This window comes from Streptomyces sp. NPDC029292 (genome assembly GCF_055569295.1).
The window spans coordinates 106,514-126,427 of the sequence record NZ_JBVHXR010000019.1 but is presented as its reverse complement, the minus strand read 5'-3'; the positions used below and the strand labels follow the sequence as shown (position 1 = coordinate 126,427).

Here is a 19,914-nt window from a genome sequence, read left to right as displayed (position 1 = left end):
GGCACCTGTCTCTCCGGCCTACGTCGGTCGACTTGGGCGCTTGGCTCGGCCCGCCTCGGTCTGGCTCGGTCTGGCTCGGCTCGGCCCGGCTCGCATCCGTCAGCGCGGCGTTGGTCGCGTCCGGGCGTGCGGTGCGGGACGTGTCCAGTCCGGGGGCGCCGCCTGCTCGGACTCCAGGGCGTCCAGGCGCGCCCGCACGGCCGCCGACGGGCGTACCGCGGCCAGCGCCCGCCATACGTCGAGATCGTCCTCACCCCACGGCGTGTGCGCCCAGTCCGCCAGCAGGTCGGGGTCGCGGCGGGCGATGAGCGCCGTACGCAGCCCGTCGGCGAGCCTGCGCCGCAACCTCACCACCGCCGGGGCCCCCGAACCCGGCAGCAACGGACCTGCGTACCCCGACATGGCCGCCGTGACCGCGCCGGTTCCGAGCCGCCGCTCCACGACCGCGACGTCGGACTCGACCGGCGCCGTGATCCGATAGGGGCGCGAACCCAGCAGGCGCGGGCCGAGGAGTCGGCGCAGACGGGTCAGTTCGGCGCGCAGCGTCACCGGAGTCACCGACTCGTCCTCGTACAGCGCGCACAGCAACTCGTCGCCTGTCAGGCCTTCCGGGTGCCGGGCCAGCAGCACCAGGATCTCGCTGTGCCTGCGGCTGAGCCTGATTTTCCGGCCGCCCGCGAGCAGTTGAGCCTCGTCGCGGCCCAGCGCGGTCAGCTCGACGGTGTCGGCCGTGGCCTTGGGCGGTGCGAGCAACGCCAACTGGGACTCGGCCGCGCGCGCCACCGCCTGGACGAAACCGAGACTGTGCGGATGGGCGAGCCCGTCCCCACCGGTGATGTCCACCGCGCCGAGCACCCGTCCGGTACGCGGATCATGCACCGGTGCCGCCGCGCACGTCCAGGGCTGGACGCGCCGGATGAAGTGTTCGGCCGCGAACACCTGCACCGGCCGGTCGACGGCGACGGCCGTGCCCGGCGCGTTCGTACCGACCGATGTCTCCGACCACCGCGCACCCGGTACGAAGTTCATCCGCCCCGCCTGCCGCCGTGTCACCGGATGGCCCTCGACCCACAGCAGCCTGCCCTGCGCGTCGCACACCGCCAGCAAATGCTCGCCGTCCGCCGCGAACGTCCCCATGAGTTCCCGGAACAGTGGCATCACCCGCGCCAGCGGATGCTCCGCCCGGTATGAACCGAGGTCGCCGTCCGTCAGCTCCATGCGCGCGGTGCCGTCCGGTACGACACCCGCCCGCGCCGAACGCCGCCACGAGTCGGCCACCACCTCACGCACCGGCCGCGGCACCGTGCCCGCCTCGGTGAACGTCTCGTGGGCGCGACGCAGGGTCCGCACCCGTTCGACGGGATCCGTCCCCGGTTCGAGGGCCACCCATGGATCGGTCAACTCGGCCTCCCGGAAGGCGATGCGGCTGGGACCATCGTCACTCCCGGTGCGGGCCCGGACAAGCTGTGTGACCGTGTGAGGCCCTCATGTCAGGCGAAGTTGACGAGTCTTATGTAGCGCGTCCAGTCCCAGTTCGGCCCGGGGTCGGTGTGGTCCGTGCCCGGTACCTCGTAGTGACCGATGATGTGGGCCCGGTCCTTGGGGATGCCGTACCTGGTGCAGATCGCCGCGGTGAGCTTGGCCGACTCCTCGTACAAAGCGTTGGTGAAATACGCGGGCTGGTCCACCCAGCCTTCGTGCTCGATGCCGATACTGCGCGTGTTGTAGTCCCAGTTCCCCGCGTGCCAGGCGATGTCGTGTTCCCTGACGCACTGCGCGACATGCCCGTCGGCCGACCGTACGAGGTAGTGGGCGGACACGTTCTTCTGCGGGTTCTGGAAGATGGACAGCGTGTTGGGGTAGGTCTCCTGCGTGACATGGATGATCACGTAGTCGAACGGATAGCTCGTCGGCCGGTTGGACTCCGTGTAGTTGGACGTGCTCGCCGGTGTCCACTCGGCGAGCGGGTAGTCGACGGCCGCGGCTTGAGCCGTGGCCCGTGCGTCGGGGAGTAACGCGTAGGGGAGGGCGGCGAGTGCGGCGCCCTTGAGCAGCCGTCGCCTGCTCGGGAACGATCTGGCCCGTTCCATGGAGTATCTGCCTTTCGATGGTGGGGGGTTGAGGCGCCGTCCGCTCAGGGGCGGAGTGCCGCTGCTGTCTCGCGCAACTGCGCGTGCAGCCCGCGATGCGTCTCACGTGCGGGCAGCCATTCCTTGCGGAGCTTGGCGACGCATGTGTAGTTGGTGTCGCAGACGTTGGCCAGCGGCGACTCGACCGCCTGGGTCGCGAACTGGTACGCGTCCAGCTCGCTGAACCCGAAGTCGCGTACCAGCCATTGCACCAGATCGAGCTGGGATATCCGGAACGCGTCCTCCAGCGGGCGCGCCGAGCCGGTGGAGATGATGTGGGTATCGGACTCGATACGCGGCCAGGGGGTGGCGACCCCCTTGAGCAGCTCGACGATCACCACCGTGTTCATCGCGCACTCGACGGCGACTCCACAGGTCTCGCCCTCACCCTGGCGCGCATGCCCGTCGCCGAGGCTCAACAGAGCACCCTCAACGTTCACTCCGAGATAACAGGTCACGCCGGCCCGCATCTCCGGAGTGTCCATGTTCCCGCCGTGCGCATCGGGCACCAGTGCTGAGCGCACCTCCAGATTGGCGGGCGCCACACCCACGGTGCCGTGCATCGGATCCATGGGCAGCTCGACCTGGATGTCACTGTCCCGCGCGCTGAACAGCGCGGTGCGTCGCTCCCGGTCGAGCTGCCAGATCCACACGGTCTCCGGCAGTGGCGGCTGCAGCGTGGCCGTGGTGTGCGTGGACGTGAGCGCGCCGAACAGCGGCACGGTCGTCGACGCCGCCCAGTCACGGGCCGGTTCGATTGACACGAAGTGGACCGCGACCGTGTCGCCCGGCTCCGCTCCCTCCACATGGAAGGGTCCCGTCTGCGGATTGAGGAACGGGAACTCGCACACCTCGGAGACGAGGTCCTTCTCAGAGCGGACCCGCCCGGCGAAGCAGTCCTCCGTGTACAGATCGAGCACCGTGCCCGGCGCGATGCGCGCCACGGGTGGCGCGCCGCCGAACGTCCACGCGTATTCGCCCGGTTCGGGCCGCACGGTCAGGATCCGGGGGTCGCTCATGGCTGCACAGCTCCGCTCTGCCGAGGGCCGGGGGTGGAGGTCTCGTCGAGGTGGACACGGGCGGTCTCGGCTATGCGCCCGGGGTGGCGGCGCAGCAGGACGATCAGCACCACGACTCCGGCCGTCATCCAGACACCGACGACCGGTCCCGCGTACGACACGGGCGCGGTCAGCTCGGACACGAAGTCGAAGACCGGCAGGCCCGCCGCGGTCAGCAGTGCGGGGACGAAGGCCACGATGCCCAGCAGTGGGAACAACAGGTGCCGCACCGGTTTGAACAATGCGCGCCTGCGGCGCAGGAAGTAGCCCGCGCAGGCGAGGTTCACCACGATGTACACACCGATGACAACCGTGACGATCACCGTCGCGAGCAGCAGGAACGCCGTCACGGGGTCGTAGTAGAAGCCGAGCCCGAGCACGGCTGCGACCGCCACCGCGCACTGCACGGCGACGCCGGCGACGGGGGAGCGGTGTCTGGGGTGCACGCGTGCGAAGAGCTGTGGGAACACACGGATCCGGCCCAGGGCGAAGGCCGTCCGTGCGGAGACATTGGCGCAGGCATTGGCGTTGGCGATCGTCGAGTTGACCACGGCCAGGAACACGAGCACCCAGAACAGGCCGAACGCAGCGCGTGCCACGCCCTCCCAGGAGGCGGCGCCGGAGGCGCCGAACCCGGCGAAGCGGTCGGGGCCGAAGTACACGGTCATGGCGTAGGTCGTCAGGACGTAGACGAGACCGATCGCCAGCGCCGCTCCGAGGACCGCGCGATGCATCGTCCGGCGCGGATCCTTCGTCTCCTCCGCGAGCGGTGCCGCCGCCTCGAACCCGGCGAAGGCGAGCACCGTGTACACCGATCCCGCGAACACACCGCTGATGCCCTCGTAGCCCTTGGCGGTGTGCGACGTCCCGAACACCGACAGCGTGTTGTCGCCGCCCGCCTTGGCGATCAGCCATACCGCGAAGACGAGGAAGACCAGCACCTCGAACACGCCGAGGACGGTCCCGAAGCGGGCCGAGGCGCGCACTCCGAAGTAGCCCGCCATCGCGATGATCACCGCGCCCGCGAGCGACCACGGCCACCACAGGTCGTCCGGATACGAGGACCACTCCTGGTGCAGCGTCCCCGCCGTGGTGAACCCGAGCTGCAGGAGCAGCAGCGGCGGCACCAGCGCTTCGACGAACACATAACCCCAGCCCACGAGGAAACCGACGGCCGGGTGCAGCCCCTGCGCCGCATAGGTGGCCACCGAACCGGCGGCGGGCAACTGCCGTGCCAGCTCGGCCACGCACGACGCGGTGAACAGGCACGCCACCAAGGCGATCAGCACGGCCAAGGGCAGACTGCCGCCGGCGAAGCCCGCGCCGGACGGAATGGACGCGGCGACCGCCGCGGCCGGCGCCATGGCCGTGATGCTCTGGAACAGGACCTCGCGCAGCCCGATGGCCTCACGCCCCAGTCCTGGAGCCGTCTCCCCCGACATGTGAACCCCCCGATTCGCCCGGATCCGCTGCCACCGGCCCGACGGCTGCGCCTCGCGTGAATTACGGTACGGCGCTTGCCGGTTGGGCAGGAAGAGCGAGGCCTGCGTTGGTGGACAAGTCCGGGACTGTGGACAACTCCGCCACCCGAAAGGGGGGAAAGGGGCTCAGCGGTGCGGGCACTGACGCACGTCGACTGTCATGCGCCGCGTGTCCCGACGTACGTCGACTCTCCTACGGCCGCGTGTCCCGACGTACGACTGAGGCCCGCTACGACCGCCCCGCCACCGCCGCCGGATCGTCGAGCACCGCCCGTACCACCGAGTGCGCCGCGCCCAACAGCGGGCCCTCCGGCCCCAGTCGCGAGACGGTGACGGCACAGGCAGGCCCTGCCGTGCGCCGCGCCAACTCGCGTTCCAACGACGGCAGCAGCCATGGCGCGAGGCCGGAGAGGGCTCCGCCCAGCACGACGGTCTCCGGATCCAGCAGATTGACCGCCCCGGTCAGCGCGATGCCGAGGGCGGTTCCGGCTCCGCTCAGGGCACGTCGTACCTTCGCGTCGCCCTCGGCGGCACGCTCGGCGAGCAGTCCCACGCGGTCCGTGCCCGGTTCCAGACCGGCCGCGCGCAGGACCGCCTCCTCACCCGCGTACTGCTCGAGGCACCCGCGTCCGCCGCACGGGCACTCAGGCCCCTCCGGACGTACCGGCACATGCCCCAACTCGCCCGCGAAACCTCGTGTTCCGCGCAGCAGCCGCCCGTCCACGAGCACCGCCGCACCAATGCCGATCTCGGCCGACACATGGAGGAAGTCACGCGGAGTCGCGTCGCCGAGCCAGAGTTCCGCGAGGCCACCGAAGTTGGCCTCGTTGTCCACGGTCAGCGGCAGTTCCCCGGGCAGCAGCACGCCGAGGTCCGTGTCGTGCCAGTCGAGGTTGGGGGCGCGGACCACGGTCCGGGCGTCGCGCGCCACCAGACCGGGCACGGCGATCGCGAGGCCCGCGGGCCACAGCCCCTCCCGATCCGCCTCGGCGATGACCTGACGCACCAGCGCGCTCAGTTCCTCTATGACCGGCTCGGGCGCCCGGCCGCGGTTCGTGCCGTGCCGCACCGCCCGCGCCCGAACCTCACCGCGCAGGTCGACCGCGCACACCGCCAGATGGTCGACGCCGACCTCGGCGCCGATTCCGGCGGGACCGTGCCCGCTGACGGCGAGTGCCGAGCCCGGCCGTCCGACCCGGCCGGGCCGTTCGGGGCCCAGCTCTTCGAGGAGCCCCGAGCGGATCAGCTCGTCCACCAGCGTCGAGACGGCCGCCCGCGTCAGACCTATGCGCGAGGCGACGGCGGCACGCGACAGCGGCCCCTCGGCATTGACGGTGTGCATCACCCGGGAGAGGTTGCGGCGGCGCATGCCCTGCTGGGTGTCGGGCAGCCGACGGCCGGAACCGGTCGGGTGGGCCTCGTGCAGCGGTGCGGTCATGCCTCCGTCAGTCCTCGTCCGGCCCGGTCCCCTCGGGGCGGTCCACGTCAGTGCTTGTCCGGCTCCCGCTCCAGCAGCGGGGCCGCGTCGGAGAGTACCCCGGCGATCCTCGCGAGCGTCTCCTCGTCCCGCTCCACGGCGTCCAGCACCGGCCCACGGGCCGTGTTCCAGCGGCGGGCGACCGCGGCCGGATCTTCGCCGGTCAGCAGGCCCGCCGCCTGCGCGGCCGCTCCCAGCGCGACCAGCTCCTTGGCCTCGGGCACCTGAACGGGCCGCCCCGACAGACGGCGAACGGTGTGCTGCCAGGCCGTGCCCCGGGCGCCTCCGCCGATGAGCAGCAGCGGCGCGGTGCGGTCGGCATCCGCGTCGAGCACCAGGTCGAGGGCGCCCAGCAACGAGTGCACCGCGCCGTCGTACGCCGCCTGGAGCAGCTGCCCGCCCGTCGTGTCATGCCGGAGCCCGTGCAGCAGCCCCGAGGCGTGCGGCAGGTTCGGGGTGCGCTCACCGTCCAGGTAGGGGAGCAGTGTCACGCCCGTGCCGGGTTCGACGGCCTCGCGGTCGAGGCCCAGCAGCGCGGCGACGCGGTCGACGGCGAGCGTGCAGTTCAGAGTGCAGGCCAGCGGGAGCCAGTCGCCGCGCGCGTCCGCGAAGCCCGCCACGGTGCCCGTCGGGTCGGCGGGACGCCGCGTCGAGACGGCGTACACCGTGCCGGAGGTGCCGAGGCTCAGCACGGCGGTGCCGGGGCGCAGCCCGAGACCGAGCGCGGCGGCCGCGTTGTCACCGGTGCCGGCGGCGACCAGCGTGCCCCTGGAGAAGGGCAGCTCACCACTGGCGTGCACGGTTCCGGCCACCTCGCCGGGCCGCACGACGCGAGGGAGCAGGGCCGGGTCGAGGCCGACATGCGCGAGGACCTCTTCGTCGTACGACTCGGTCCCGGACGCCCACCAGCCCGTACCGGAGGCATCTCCGCGGTCGGTCGTGCCCTGTCCGGTGAGGCGTTCGGTGAGGTAGTCGTGGGGCAGGCGCACGGCCGCGGTCGCACGGACGGCATCGGGCTCGTTCTCGGCCAGCCAGGCCCACTTCGTCACCGTGAAGGAGGGGCCCGGCACACTGCCGGTGCGCTCGGCCCAGGCCTTCGGGCCGCCCAGCTCATCGACCAGCCGACGGGCCTGCGGTGCCGAGCGCACGTCGTTCCACAGCAGGGCCGGGCGCACGGGATCACCCTGGGCATCGAGCGTGACGAGCCCGTGCTGCTGGCCGCCGATCGACACCGCCGCGGCCTCGTGCGCCGCGTCGCCGCACTGGTGCAGTGCCTCGCGGAGCGCGTCCCACCATTGACGCGGGTCGCTCTCGCGGCCCGCCCCCGTGGAGACGGTGTGCGGCGCCTGTCCGCTCGCCACCACCTGTCCGGTCGACGCGTCGACGACCAGGGCCTTGGTGGACTGGGTGGACGTGTCCACCCCGACGACGAGCGGACCCTCGGCTGCTGACATCGGGCTCTCCCTCTTCCGCGGCTCCGCGGGATCTGTCCTGGTTGTGGGGCTCCCCGGACCACCACGGCCCGGGTTTCGCACTTCGTCTCTTCCCAGAGATGCGTCCGCATACTAATTTGTAAACTGCCATGACGAAATAGTCGGAGCTAGCAAGGAGCCGCCGCATGAACTACCAGCCCACCCCCGAGGACAGGTTCACCTTCGGCCTGTGGACCGTCGGCTGGCAGGGAAGGGACCCGTTCGGCGACGCCACCCGGCGCGCCCTGGAGCCGGTCGAGTCGGTGCAGCGCCTGGCCGAGCTCGGCGCCTACGGAGTGACCTTCCACGACGACGACCTGATCCCCTTCGGGTCCTCGGACAGCGAGCGCGAGTCGCACATCAAGCGGTTCAGGCAGGCCCTCGACACGAGCGGCCTGAAGGTGCCGATGGCCACCACCAACCTGTTCACGCACCCCGTCTTCAAGGACGGCGCGTTCACCGCGAACGACCGTGACGTACGCCGCTACGCGCTGCGCAAGACGATCCGCAACATCGACCTGGCGGTCGAGCTGGGCGCCGAGACGTACGTCGCCTGGGGCGGCCGTGAGGGCGCCGAGTCCGGCGCCGCCAAGGACGTACGCGTCGCGCTTGACCGCATGAAGGAGGCCTTCGACCTCCTCGGCGAGTACGTGACCTCCCAGGGCTACGACCTGAAGTTCGCGATCGAGCCGAAGCCGAACGAGCCGCGCGGCGACATCCTGCTGCCCACGGTCGGCCATGCGCTGGCGTTCATCGAGCGCCTGGAGCGCCCGGAGCTGTACGGCGTCAACCCCGAGGTGGGCCACGAGCAGATGGCCGGGCTGAACTTCCCGCACGGCATCGCGCAGGCCCTGTGGGCGGGCAAGCTCTTCCACATCGACCTCAACGGCCAGTCCGGCATCAAGTACGACCAGGACCTGCGCTTCGGGGCGGGCGATCTGCGTTCCGCGTTCTGGCTGGTCGACCTTCTGGAGAGCGCCGGCTACGCGGGCCCGAAGCACTTCGACTTCAAGCCGCCGCGGACCGAGGACTTCGACGGCGTGTGGGCGTCGGCGGCGGGCTGCATGCGCAACTACCTGATCCTGCGCGAGCGTTCGTCGGCCTTCCGTGCCGACCCCGAGGTCCAGGAGGCGCTGCGCGCCTCGCGCCTGGACGAGCTCGCGCAGCCCACCGCGGCGGACGGCCTGAAGGGGCTGCTCGCCGACCGCGCGGCCTTCGAGGACTTCGATGTCGAGGAGGCCGCCGCGCGCGGGATGGCCTTCGAGCGTCTGGACCAGCTGGCCATGGACCATCTGCTGGGGGCTCGGGGCTGATCGCGTTCTCTGGGAGGTGCGGGGCTGCCCTTCTGGTGCGTTGTGGGGTGTGGGTCTGTCCCCTGGCGCGTCGGGAGGCGCGGGCCGACCCGGCGCGTGCGGTGAGGCGAGGGCCTGCCGCTTGGCGGGCCCGGGTCTGACGGCCGCTTCGATAGATCTCTCGGCGGCGGCCGCCTCGGCGCTGCCCTGCGCGGAATTAGCCGGAATCATGCGATCCATGGCATGAGTCCGTATCAACTTCCGTGCAGGGGTCGCGTCATGACCGGTTCGAGGCGACTCTTGACGGTATGGCCATGCCGCCCTTACCGCCCCAGCCTCCTCGACCGCCGGGAGACACGCCTCCTCCTGGAGGCGGTGGCTTCGGCCCGCCGCCAGGAGGCTACGGACCTCCACCCGGTGGCTACGGTCCGCCTCCTGGGGGCTACGGTCCACCGTCGCAGGGCGGCAGCTGGCCTCCCGGGCAGGGCGGGGGCGGAGGCTGGCAGCCACCGCCGCCTCCTGGACCGCCCGGTGGGGCCGGAGGTCATCGTGGAGGACCGCGCCGCAACACCCTGTTCATCGTGCTTGCCGCGATCGTGACCGTCGGAGCCATCGTCGCCGTGGCCCTGGTGGCCACCAGCGGCGGCGGTAAGGGGGGAAAGAAGTCCCCGACCGAGAGCAGCGGGAGCACGGGGCGCTCACCCAGCCCCTCGCTGAGCATCCCCTCCGGACTGCCGTCCTTGCCCTCGGACGTGCCCAGCGTCGTGCCGACGCTGCCCTCGGAGGTGCCGAGTGGTGTACCGAGTGACCTCCAGTCGCTGTTCCCGACCGTGGCGAACGACGAAGTGCCGTACTACATGCTCAAGAAGGGCGATTGTTTCAACACGAACGATGCCTTGCCCGGGCAGGCGGCCAAGCGCTCGTGCACCAAGCCGCACGACGCCGAAGTCGTGAAGGTGGCCGAACTCAACGGCAGTTACACGACCGACGCTGCTCTGAAGAAGGCGGCGTCGGCGCTGTGCAAAGCACCCCTGGAGCGCAAAGCGGCCCAGCAGTCCGCGGGCACCGTGCGCGGCACCCTTGTGCAGTACCCGGACTCCAGCGGCTACAAGATCGGCATCGACAACGTCGCGTGCAGCCTGGCGGCGGACGTCGGCAGCGGCACCCACAAGCTCACCAGGCCACTGACCTAGCTCGCGAGCGCGTGTGCCGGGTTTTTGGGTGGCACGCGCGCGTGCCTGTCGGCGCTCAGATCCCGCGCGGCAGCCGCACGTAGGTGACCGTCGTCTCGATTCCGCTGTCCACCAGCCGGCCCTGCGCGTCGAAGGCGCCCGCCCCGTCCGTCATCCCGAAGTCGTTGTCGTTGATGAGCGCGAGCGTGTCGCGGCGCACGCGCGCGACGCCCTCGATCTTGCCGGGCACCCCCGCGACCGTGCCCAGGTCCACGACCAGCCGCTTGCGCAGCACCGGGACGCCGACCGCCGCCGGGTCGTCGAGCTGCTCCAGGGAGGGGGACGTGGTGTCGGTGTCCCACTGGTCGCCGAGGATGTCCGCGTCACGCGTGAGCGTCACCGACTGGAGCCGCGCCGCCTTGTCGGTGCGCTCCTCGACGAGCAGCCGATCGCGGCCGACGGCCACCACGGAGGAAATCTTCAGCTCGGACGTGTCGTCCTCGCTCGGGTCGACGACGTTCACCGGGTCGAAGCGGTAGGCGTACTCGGCGGTGACGACCCGCTTCTTGGGCGAGAAGCGCAGCAGCCGCGTGGTGCGCGAGGCGTCTCCCGCGTCGCCGTCCGGCAGGGAGAGCGGGCTCTGTACGGCCATCACCAGGTCACCGCCCGGGAGTTGGGCGAGCCCTTCGAAGCCGCGGTTGATCTTCCGGTGCAGCAGGACGGAGGGCAGGGCCTCGACCACCGGGTAGTCCGTGCCCGTCAGGTTCAGTCCCTTGGGCACATAGCGCGTGAGCACCTTCCCGCGCGCGGAGACGTGGATCAGCGAAGGGCCGTACTCGTCGACGAGCCAGAAGGTGCCGTCCCCGGCCCGCACGATGCCCTCGGTGTCCACACCGTTCGGGTTGTACGCGAGCGGGGTCTTGGCGTCATAGGAGTACGGCGTCTCGTCACGCCCCTGCTGGTCGGGCAGGCCGGTGACGGGCTTCCCGGCGGACGTGGTGATCGGGATCGCGTCGAGCACCTTCACGGTCTCGCCGGACACCCGGATCTTCACGATCGCCGGGTCGAAGCCCGGCACCGGAAACGTACGCCGCTTCGTGCCGTCCACCTTGATCTGGCCGTTGGGCCCGCGGTCGGTGACCGTCCAGAACTCGCCCGCGCGCCCGGCCGGGTAGATGTCGCTTCCGATCCCGCCGAGGTCCACGCCCCGGTCGTCGTCCACCGTGCCGGGCAGCAGCGTGTTGCTGAACGTGCCCAGGGGGAGGTCGCCGAGCGTCGCGGTGCGCGTCACCCGTGGCTGCGACGGATCGCCCTCCGCGCTCGCGGTGCCGGTCACCACGAAGGCGGCCAGCACGGCGAGCGGCACACCCGCGGCGACGGATCGGTGGACGCGGCGCCGGCCGAGGGCGTGCGGGGACATCGGGCCTCCTGGGACACAAGTTCGGTGACAGCGGCCAGAGTTCGCCCCGGCACCGAACGCCACGTGACCCCGAGATGAACGCGGAGCGTCAACCACTCATCGGGTCGCCGCCCGCATCACCTTCCGCCGTGGCGAGGGCCGTGGCCGGATCCCGGACCGCCGGTCCCGCGGGTGTCCAGCGGCCCCGCTCCTCGCGATATGGCCACCACCGGCCGTCGCGCCCGAGCCGCAGCTGAGTCGACCCGTCGACCACGGTCCAGCGGTTGTGCGCGGCGCGCAGCCTGGGCCGCTCGTCCTCGTCCCAGGCCGACTCCAGGGCGGCACGCGCGCGTGCCAGCGATTCCGCCTCCCTGGCCCACGTGTCTTCGTCGTCCTCAAGGACCGACAGGGCGGCCGCACCTCCGTACCGCCAGGCGCGTACGCCGAGCGCCAGTTCGTCGCGGTCGCGGCCCGAACCGTCGGCGAGCCGCAGGGCGATCGCCTCGTCCGGTATGCCCGCGGCCAGCCGGACCGCGTCCTCGGCGAGCGTCAACTCCGCCTCGACCGCCTGTTGTCCATGCCCGGGTCTGAGCGCCTCGGCGAGCAGCCGGTACGCCTCACCCGCGGCCGCGGCCGCCAGGAACTCCACGGCGGCCGGGTCGAATCCAAGTGCGGGCGCGGCCTCGGTGTCCAAGGAAAGCGGTTGTCCGGGCTCCTCGGGCAGCACCGGAAGGAGCGGCAGCGGCGGCAGGATGTCCCCGGCTGCGTACGCCTCGCAGGCGTCCACGCCGACCTGACGGGCGCCCGGCGTCTCCTGCGGGTCGTCCACGGTCGCGCTGCTGCGTACCTGGAGCTCGTCCAACAGCGTGCGCTCGCCGCGCCCGCGCATCAGCAGCAGCACGAACGGATCCTGGTCCAGCAACCGGGCCATCTGGTAGCACAGCGCGGCCGTGTGCCCACAGTGGTCCCAGGCACCGCAGTCGCACTCCGCCTCCAGATCGCCGAGTCCCGGCAGGAGTTCGACTCCGGCGGCCGCCGCGTCCTCGACCAGATGCGGCGGCATGTCGCGGTCGAGCAGTGCGGCGATGTGGCCGACGCGCTCGACGGCCATGCCCAGGAAGCGGTCCCACTGCTCCGCGGACAGTTCCTGAAGCAGCACGTCCGCGCGGTGCGTGGTGCGGTCGCGGTCCTGAACGACCGCCGTGATGCGCCCCGGACGCACCGACACGGCTCCCACCGCCCCCGCGCGCGCGAGCCTGCGCCCCGTCTTCACCTGTTCCGAGTCCAACGCCGCGTCCTCCAGGGCCTTCAGCCAGGCCCGGCCCCACCAGGTCTGCGCGAAGCCCCGCCCCTGCGCGGGTGCCAGCGCGGCAAACGTGCGCTCCTCGTTCCGGTCCGTCATCGTGCGTCCCCTCGCAGCTCGACCAGGTCAGCCAGTTCCGCATCGGTCAGCTCCGTGAGCGCCGCCTCGCCGGCGCCCAGGACCGCGTCGGCCAGTTGTTGCTTGCGCCGCAGCATGTCGGCGATACGGTCCTCGATCGTCCCCTCGGCGATGAGCCGGTGCACCTGCACGGGCCTGCTCTGGCCGATGCGGTACGCGCGGTCCGTGGCCTGGGCCTCGACGGCCGGATTCCACCAGCGGTCGTAGTGCACGACGTGTTCGGCCCGTGTCAGGTTCAGTCCGGTGCCCGCGGCCTTCAACGACAACAAGAAGACAGGGATTTCGCCCTCCTGGAAGCGCTGCACCATCGCCTCGCGCTCGTTGATGGCAGTTCCTCCGTGCAGGAACTGTGTCGACACCCCGCGCGCCGCCAGGTGACGCTCGATGAGGCGCGCCATCCGCACGTACTGCGTGAAGACCAGAACGCTCGCTCCCTCGGAGAGGATGGTGTCGAGCAGTTCGTCCAGCAGCTCCAGCTTCCCGGACCTGCCCGGGATCTTGGGCCGGTCCTCCTTGAGGAACTGCGCCGGGTGGTTGCAGATCTGCTTCAGCCCGGTGAGCAGTTTCACGATCAGGCCGCGCCGCGCCATGCTGCCCGCGCCCGAGATCTCCGCGAGCGTCTCGCGCACCATCGCCTCGTACAGCCCCGCCTGCTCCGTGGTGAGAGCCACGGCACGGTCGGTCTCGGTCTTCGGCGGCAGCTCGGGCGCGATGCCCGGGTCCGACTTGCGGCGGCGCAGCAGGAACGGTCGTACGAGCTGGGCGAGCCGTTCGGCCGCCGCGGGATCCTGGCCGCCCTCGATGGCCTGCGCATACCGCGTACGGAAGGTGCCCAGCCTGCCGAGCAGCCCCGGAGTCGTCCAGTCGAGGATCGCCCACAGCTCCGAGAGATTGTTCTCCACGGGGGTGCCGGTGAGCGCCACGCGCGCGCGTGCGCCGATCGTGCGCAGTGCCCGTGCCGTCGCGGAGTAGGGGTTCTTCACGTGCTGGGCCTCGTCCGCGACCACCATTCCCCACGGCATCTCGGCGAGCCGTGGCGCGTCGAGCCGCATCGTCCCGTACGTCGTGAGCACGAACTCTCCGTCGGCCAGGCCCTCCAGGCTGCGCCGGGAACCGTGGAACCGGCGCACCGGGGTGCCGGGAGCGAACTTCTCGATCTCGCGCTGCCAGTTGCCCATCAGCGAGGCCGGGCAGACCACGAGCGTGGGGCCCGCCGTCGACTGGTCGGTCTGCCGGTGCAGATGGAGGGCGATCAGAGTGATGGTCTTGCCCAGGCCCATGTCGTCGGCCAGACAGCCGCCCAGTCCCAAGGAGGTCATCCGGGCCAGCCAGTTGAGACCCCGCGCCTGGTAGTCACGCAGCGTCGCGTCGAGGGCGGCGGGCTGCCCGACCGGCTCCTGCCCCTCCGGGTCCGCCAGCCGCTCCCGCAGGGTCGCCAGCCATCCCGTGGGCCGCACCTCGACCCGACGGCCGTCGACCTCCGTGGAGCCCGTCAGAGCGGCGCTCAGCGCGTCGACGGGCGTGACCTTGCGGTCCTGCTGCGCCCGCGCGCGACGCACTTCCCCGGGGTCGACGAGGACCCACTGGTCGCGCAGCCGCACCATGGGCCGGTTCGCCTCGGCGAGCCGGTCCAATTCCTGCCGGGTGAGCTGCTGATCGCCCAGCGCGAACCACCAGTTGAAGGCGAGCAGCGCGTCCGCGGACAGGAACGAGGGCGTGTCCGACGAGACCTTGTCCGGACCGTCGCCCTCGTCCGGCGGGCCGATGACCGCCCGGGCGGTCAACTTCCGTGCCAGCTCCTTCGGCCAGTGCACGTCGACACCGGCGAACGCGAGCTTGCGGGTGCCTTCGCCGAGGAGCTCCGTGACCTCTTCGTCGGCGAGCTCGAGGGCGTCCGGCACGGCTGCCGAGAGCAGGGGAGTCAGCGGGGCCCAGGCCCCGGCGGCGCGGCGCAGTGCGAGCAAGGCATCCATCCGCGCGCGCGGGCCGAAGTTCGAGGATCCGGCCCAGACGGCGGAGGCGTCCGCGACGAGGGCCGGATCGCTCACGCTGTGCAGCTGCAGTACCGCGCGGAACGGCAGCCGCGTCTCGTCCGACACGGCCGACGCCAGCCCCGGCACCTCGATGCGCAGGGAGATCCGTACGTCCGCGTCGTGCACCGCGGCCACGTCCGCGGCCCAGGCACGCTGTTCGGGCACGTGCTGCGGCTCCGGCGCCGCGAAGGCAGGACCGCCCGCCGCGAGCGCTGCCGCGGGGGAGCGGGGCAGCGCGTCGGCGACCGTGTCGAGGAAGGCCCGCAGCAGGCGCTCGGGGTCGGGCAGCCGCAGCGGTTCGGCGCCGTCCACCGGCACCGCGTGGGCGTCGGGCGGCATCGCGGCGGCCAGCTCACGGATCCGCTCCACGTCCTCCGCGCGCAGTGGACCCGCGCGCCAGGCGTCGTGGTCGCCGGAGGTCAGTCCGGGCAGCAGCAGTCCGCGTGCGGCGAGCTGGAGGGCGAGTACGGCGGCCGCGCCCCAGAAGGCCGCCGCCCGGTGTGCCTGCGCGGCGGCACGCGCGCGCGTGAGGACCGGCAGAGCCGCACGCACAGGAAGCAGCACGGCGGGCACGGTCACGAGCTCGACACCCTCGTCCGCGGGCAGGACGACGGCCAGGTCCTGCGTCGAGCCGGACGCCACCAGGGGAGGGGCGTCGCCGCCGGGGTGCCAGAAGGCGACGCTGCCGGTTCGGGGCGGATCGGCGGGCACGAACACGGCACAGCAGCGGGCCAGTTCGGAGATCTCGGCGGGACTTGCCGCGGGAATCCTCTGCACAGCGATGGCGCGTTCCTCAAATTTGACTACTGGGGGCCGGGTCGCCGAGGGTACAGCACTTCGAGCGGCGGGCAAGAACGGCCGAGAACGGCCGAGCCGTGGGTCCTGGCGCACCAGGGGTGTAGCCAACCCCCCTGAGTCAAGGCGAGACCCTGAACGGACACGGGTGGTGGCGCCATGGTCGCCGAAGGTCACTGATTCGTACGTTTCGCTCTGCTGCAGGGCGCCACCTGGGCGAGGGTCGTCGGCGTGGGGCTGGCGGGCCTCGCCATGCTCGCGAACTTCGTGTGGCTTCCCTAAGCGCCGTTCTGGGCAATCGTCCTGATCGCGCTCAACGGCTTCGTGATCGGGGCACTGTGCGCCGCTCCCAGTCCGTCGGTGCGCTGACGCACCGGCAGGTGGTCACGGCAGAGGGGGACGAGCCGCGGTGGTGGCCCAACATGAGGCCCTTCGCGGCTATGACTCTGTCGAGCGGGGCTGGGTCGTCGGGATCCGGTGGGTGAAGAACATCGCGAGGAGAGCGGTGAGGGCGAGGATGGCGAGTGCGGCGCGCAGACCGTCGAGCCTGGCGGCTGCGTTCGCGTCCAGCGCGGCCTGGGTCACCTCCGTACTTGTGCCGGCTTCATCGAGAGCTGTCTTGAGCTGGGCGTCCGACATGAAGGGTGCGCCGCTTTGGAGCTCGACGGTCGCCTGGCTCTTGACCTCGGCCGGGACCGCCGGATTCTGCCCGACGCTGGTCAGGAACGAAGACGTGAGCGCGGCGATCATGATCGATCCGGCGAGTGCGGTACCGATCGAGGCACCGAGGTTGGTGACGGCGTTCTGGACGCCTCCGACTTCTGCGCTCTGTTCTTCCGGTACCGCGGACACGGTGACCGACCCGAGCTGGGACGCCAGCGAGCCCATGCCGAGCCCGATCAACAGGAGGGGGATGGTGACGATTTCCGCACCGGCGTCTGCGTCGAGCGCGGCCATCAGGACCACCGCGCCCGCGAGCAACGCGAGGATCCCGAGCCGCACCACCCGCCGCGGCGAGATGTTCGGGAAGAAGCGTGGGATCAGGATCGCGGCCGCGAGCAGGGTGAGCGAGAGCGGCAGGAGGCGGGCACCGGTCGCGAGCGCCGACAGGCCCAGGGCGACCGACAGATAGAGCGGTACGACGAAGAACACGCCCATCTGCACGAGGTACTGGAAGAAGAACATCGTCAGCCCGCCGGTGAGCTGCTTGTTCTGCAGCATGGCCGGGTCAATGAGTGGCTCCCTGTGCCGCTCCACGAGGCGGGCCTCCCAGCGGAGGAAGAGCCAGATCAGCAGCAGTCCTGCCAGCATCAGCCACACGACCAGCGAAACCCCGAGCCACGAAGGCGCGTCAGGCTTCGGCTTGAACCAGCCCCATTCGTCCGAGCGCAGTACCCCGTAGACGGAGATCCCGAGCCCGAGCGCGGAGAGGACGGCGCCGACGAGATCGATGCGCGGGCGTTTGTCGCTCGCAGTATCAGCGATGCGGCAGGCGAGGACCAGGATGCCGGGCACCACCAAGACCTCCCCGGCGAAGACCCACCGCCAGGAGAAATATGTCGTTGCGACACCTCCGATGAGCGGCCCGAGCGCGATCGCCACGGCCCCCGCGGCCGCGACGAGTCCGTAGGCGGCGGGACGGCGTTCGGTGGCGAAGTTGCCGGCAACGAGTGCCACGATCGCGGGCAGGATGAGCGCTGCTCCGACTCCCTCGAGGAACGCCCAGCCGATCAGCAGCACGGGCAGGTTCGGTGCAAGCGCCGTGGTGAGGGAGCCACAGCCGTAGATGCCGCAGCCGATCATGAACGCGCGTTTGCGGCCGATCAGCGCCCCGACCTTGCCGCCGGGGATCATGAACATCGCCATCACGAGGGTGTAGGCCGTGATTGCGCCTTGGATACCCGTCACCGTCGTGCCCACATCGTCGGCCACCGTCGCGATCGAGACGTTCATGACCGAGCTGTCGAGCGCCATCAGGAACTGACCGGCCGCGAGTGTCAGCAGGACGAGTCGCGCCGATGCCGCACTCTCAGCAGTGCCTGCCCCGGGTGCCATGGGCGAATCGTCCCAGCCGCCTCGGAGGGCGGATCCGCGACCCGCCACGGAGATCAACCGGTTGGCGGCGTGAGATCGGTTGACCGGCTACGGGCGGGCGTTGCCAAGGGGCGAGACAAACTGGGCCCGAAGTCACGTGAGTGGCCCGGCGCCGCAAACGGCGAAGGGCCAGTCTGGGAGGGGACCCCTCCTGGAGTGGCCCGCCCCCGGCAGGATTCGACCTGCGACACCCGCTTAAGGGGTTCGCCCGTTGCCTTGAAGCCCGTGAACGTGGGCTGAGTGCTCATTCCCGAGTCCGCGGATGGCCTTCCCGTCCACCGCCGTCCGGCGTTGTTGACGTCAGTCAGGGATGGATGCCAGGAAGCCTGGTGTTCCTCGGGCAGTAGGTCCCGTGCACGGGGACGCCCGGCGCTCGTCTCTAGCGCCCATGGCGGCGAAGTCGGTCGGGCTTGGATGAGGCTCAGTCCGAGGATTTCAGCCCTCCTCGGGACTTGGGGCGGCGCTCAGGAGGACGAGCCCGAGACTGCCTGGCCTTCGCCGCGGACCTTTTGGCGAGTGCTCTCAGCCTGGGAATCCCGGCGGGCGTGGAACCGGCGCTGCCCTGGGAGAACCGGCGGCTCGTGGTTCCTTGATGGGCCCGCAGCAGACCCGATGACCGTGATCTATTGCCGGACCGGGCACGCATCGGGCGCGGGCAGGACTCTGCTGCCCCCGGCAAGCGGCAGCGTCGCCAGCCGCTACGAGAAGTTCGAAGCTGTCCGTCGGGCTGGGCTCCTCCTGGCGGGCATCCTCCCGGGAATGCCCGGCGATGCCGTTGTCAGGAACTCTCGACGAAGCGGACGGACCAGGCGTAGCCGCTCAAGCTGTCGTGTGGGACCCGCCGGACTTCTCTGACCTGGCAGCCGTCGTGGGCGTACTTGCGGGCGAAGCGGTCGAGGCGCTGCGCCTCGGTGAGATCATCCATGGACAGCGGCGCTCCGACGACGAGTTCTTCGTGAAGGACTGTCTCCGGCGAGGCATCGTCGGAGCAGGCCGAGCAATGATGCGTTTTGGGTAGGGCCATAGGATCAGTGTCCTCCTCACCTGGACGGCCCGACGTACACAGCGCGCTTGGCCGCACCGCGCGGGCCCGCAGGTTCCGTCCCGTTGCCGCCCATCTGCCTCCCTCCTCGGACGATCCCCTCGACGGGCAGTCCGCGGGAAACGGACTTACGGTCGAGCGGTAGACGCTGCACCGAGATGCGGAGCCCTTGCGTACGCCCGCTGATCCTCGTCACGACATCAACTGGAGACGACCCGCCATGGCCACAGCATCTGAAACCCCGGTTCTGGACACCCTCGCCGCGATGACGGTCGACTCGGTTGAGCGGTGCGGGCTGACCCCGGACATGTTCATGCTCACCCGCATCGCGGCACTCGCCGCCTCGGACGCTCCGCCGATCTCCTACGTCGCCCACATCGACCCCGCCCTCCAGGCCGGCCTGACCACCGAGCAGCTGCAGGATGTCCTGGTCGCCATCGCCCCCATCGTGGGCACAGCCCGCGTCATGACGGCAGCCGGCAACATCGCCAAAGCACTCGGCATCGCGATTGCCGTTGCCGACGCCGAGGCCGAGGGCCAGGGCCGAGCGTAGAGACGCCGCCCGAGGTCTGGAGCCACCAGCCGCGCCCGGCATCGATGATTGGCGCGGCTGACAGATGAGCAGGACATGGCGCCATCCCGTGCCGCCGCCCATATAGCGCAGTCCCACGACGGCAGCGAAGTCTCCCTCGCCGCCTATCGCGTTGCTCTCAGGGCCTCCCAGGCCACCGCAGACGTCGCACAAGAGCCGGGTCACGCAGAGGCCGGGCGAAACGTCGGTGTAGCGGCATTGGGCGGGAGCTGCCATGGGGTGAGAGATCGGGGCCCGTGAGCTTCATGTCCGCTCAGCACCCCCTCTATCCAGAGTGCGTCCAGTCTGCGGGCCGCCCGCGCGAAGGCCCGGAACAGCAACGGGGGGTGGGGGGGGGGGGGGGAAAAACCCCCCAGGACGGGGGGGCAGCAGAAACAGGGGGGACGGGGAGATTGTTTTCGGCGTCCGGCGAGGGGGGAAACGATACCCCTTCCCCC

At 71.0% G+C, this 19,914-nt stretch carries 15 protein-coding genes; 4 read left to right on the top strand and 11 right to left on the bottom strand.

The window, feature by feature from the left end:
* Positions 1-99 precede the first annotated feature (99 nt).
* From ACZ4WS_RS34615 to xylB, 6 genes are all read right to left on the bottom strand, one after another.
* Positions 100-1,401, bottom strand: coding sequence for a GAF domain-containing protein (locus tag ACZ4WS_RS34615; RefSeq protein WP_467986747.1), 1,302 nt, complete (start codon positions 1,399-1,401; stop codon positions 100-102).
* Between the two features lie 89 nt (positions 1,402-1,490).
* Positions 1,491-2,090: an N-acetylmuramoyl-L-alanine amidase gene (locus tag ACZ4WS_RS34610; protein WP_467986746.1), complete on the bottom strand. Its 600-nt coding sequence runs from the start codon at positions 2,088-2,090 to the stop codon at positions 1,491-1,493.
* Between the two features lie 44 nt (positions 2,091-2,134).
* The gene (locus tag ACZ4WS_RS34605) at positions 2,135-3,148 is read right to left on the bottom strand and encodes an acetamidase/formamidase family protein (RefSeq protein WP_467986745.1); all 1,014 of its coding nucleotides are present in this window, start codon (positions 3,146-3,148) and stop codon (positions 2,135-2,137) included.
* Positions 3,145-4,629: an APC family permease gene (locus tag ACZ4WS_RS34600; RefSeq protein ID WP_467986744.1), complete on the bottom strand. Its 1,485-nt coding sequence runs from the start codon at positions 4,627-4,629 to the stop codon at positions 3,145-3,147. Before ACZ4WS_RS34600 ends, ACZ4WS_RS34605 begins: the two co-directional genes overlap by 4 nt.
* Before the next feature lie 268 nt (positions 4,630-4,897).
* Positions 4,898-6,106, bottom strand: a complete 1,209-nt coding sequence (locus ACZ4WS_RS34595; RefSeq protein WP_467986743.1) for an ROK family protein — start codon at positions 6,104-6,106, stop codon at positions 4,898-4,900.
* Positions 6,107-6,153: 47 nt separating this feature from the next.
* Positions 6,154-7,599: a xylulokinase gene (gene xylB / locus ACZ4WS_RS34590; RefSeq protein WP_467986742.1), complete on the bottom strand. Its 1,446-nt coding sequence runs from the start codon at positions 7,597-7,599 to the stop codon at positions 6,154-6,156.
* A 164-nt stretch (positions 7,600-7,763) separates the two neighbouring features.
* Between xylB and xylA the strand changes: the two genes are divergently transcribed.
* Positions 7,764-8,930 (top strand): xylose isomerase, encoded by a 1,167-nt coding sequence (gene xylA, locus ACZ4WS_RS34585; protein WP_467986741.1) that lies wholly within the window; start codon positions 7,764-7,766, stop codon positions 8,928-8,930.
* Between the two features lie 560 nt (positions 8,931-9,490).
* Positions 9,491-10,102: a hypothetical protein gene (locus tag ACZ4WS_RS34580; RefSeq protein WP_467986740.1), complete on the top strand. Its 612-nt coding sequence runs from the start codon at positions 9,491-9,493 to the stop codon at positions 10,100-10,102.
* A 55-nt stretch (positions 10,103-10,157) separates the two neighbouring features.
* Here ACZ4WS_RS34580 and ACZ4WS_RS34575 read toward each other — a convergent pair whose 3' ends face one another.
* From ACZ4WS_RS34575 to ACZ4WS_RS34565, 3 genes are all read right to left on the bottom strand, one after another.
* A complete protein-coding gene (locus ACZ4WS_RS34575) occupies positions 10,158-11,501 on the bottom strand; it encodes an esterase-like activity of phytase family protein (protein WP_467986739.1) in 1,344 nt (447 codons plus the stop codon).
* 88 nt (positions 11,502-11,589) lie between these two features.
* Positions 11,590-12,882: an SWF or SNF family helicase gene (locus tag ACZ4WS_RS34570; protein WP_467986738.1), complete on the bottom strand. Its 1,293-nt coding sequence runs from the start codon at positions 12,880-12,882 to the stop codon at positions 11,590-11,592.
* Positions 12,879-15,731, bottom strand: coding sequence for a DEAD/DEAH box helicase (locus ACZ4WS_RS34565; RefSeq protein ID WP_467986736.1), 2,853 nt, complete (start codon positions 15,729-15,731; stop codon positions 12,879-12,881). Before ACZ4WS_RS34565 ends, ACZ4WS_RS34570 begins: the two co-directional genes overlap by 4 nt.
* A 213-nt stretch (positions 15,732-15,944) precedes the next feature.
* Here ACZ4WS_RS34565 and ACZ4WS_RS34560 point away from each other — a divergent pair, with 213 nt between their 5' ends.
* On the top strand, positions 15,945-16,031 hold the full coding sequence (locus ACZ4WS_RS34560; protein ID WP_467986889.1) for a DUF7144 family membrane protein: 87 nt from the start codon (positions 15,945-15,947) through the stop codon (positions 16,029-16,031).
* 156 nt (positions 16,032-16,187) lie between these two features.
* On the opposite strand, the gene ACZ4WS_RS34555 is transcribed toward ACZ4WS_RS34560, so the two are convergent.
* Complete coding sequence (locus tag ACZ4WS_RS34555) at positions 16,188-17,804, bottom strand: MFS transporter (protein WP_467986735.1); 1,617 nt, start codon at positions 17,802-17,804, stop codon at positions 16,188-16,190.
* Between the two features lie 817 nt (positions 17,805-18,621).
* Entirely contained in the window at positions 18,622-18,768 is a 147-nt protein-coding gene (locus ACZ4WS_RS34550) for a hypothetical protein (RefSeq protein ID WP_467986733.1), read from the bottom strand.
* Between the two features lie 337 nt (positions 18,769-19,105).
* On the opposite strand from ACZ4WS_RS34550, the gene ACZ4WS_RS34545 reads away from it, so the two are divergent.
* The gene (locus ACZ4WS_RS34545) at positions 19,106-19,438 is read left to right on the top strand and encodes a carboxymuconolactone decarboxylase family protein (RefSeq protein ID WP_467986732.1); all 333 of its coding nucleotides are present in this window, start codon (positions 19,106-19,108) and stop codon (positions 19,436-19,438) included.
* Positions 19,439-19,914: the final 476 nt, after the last annotated feature.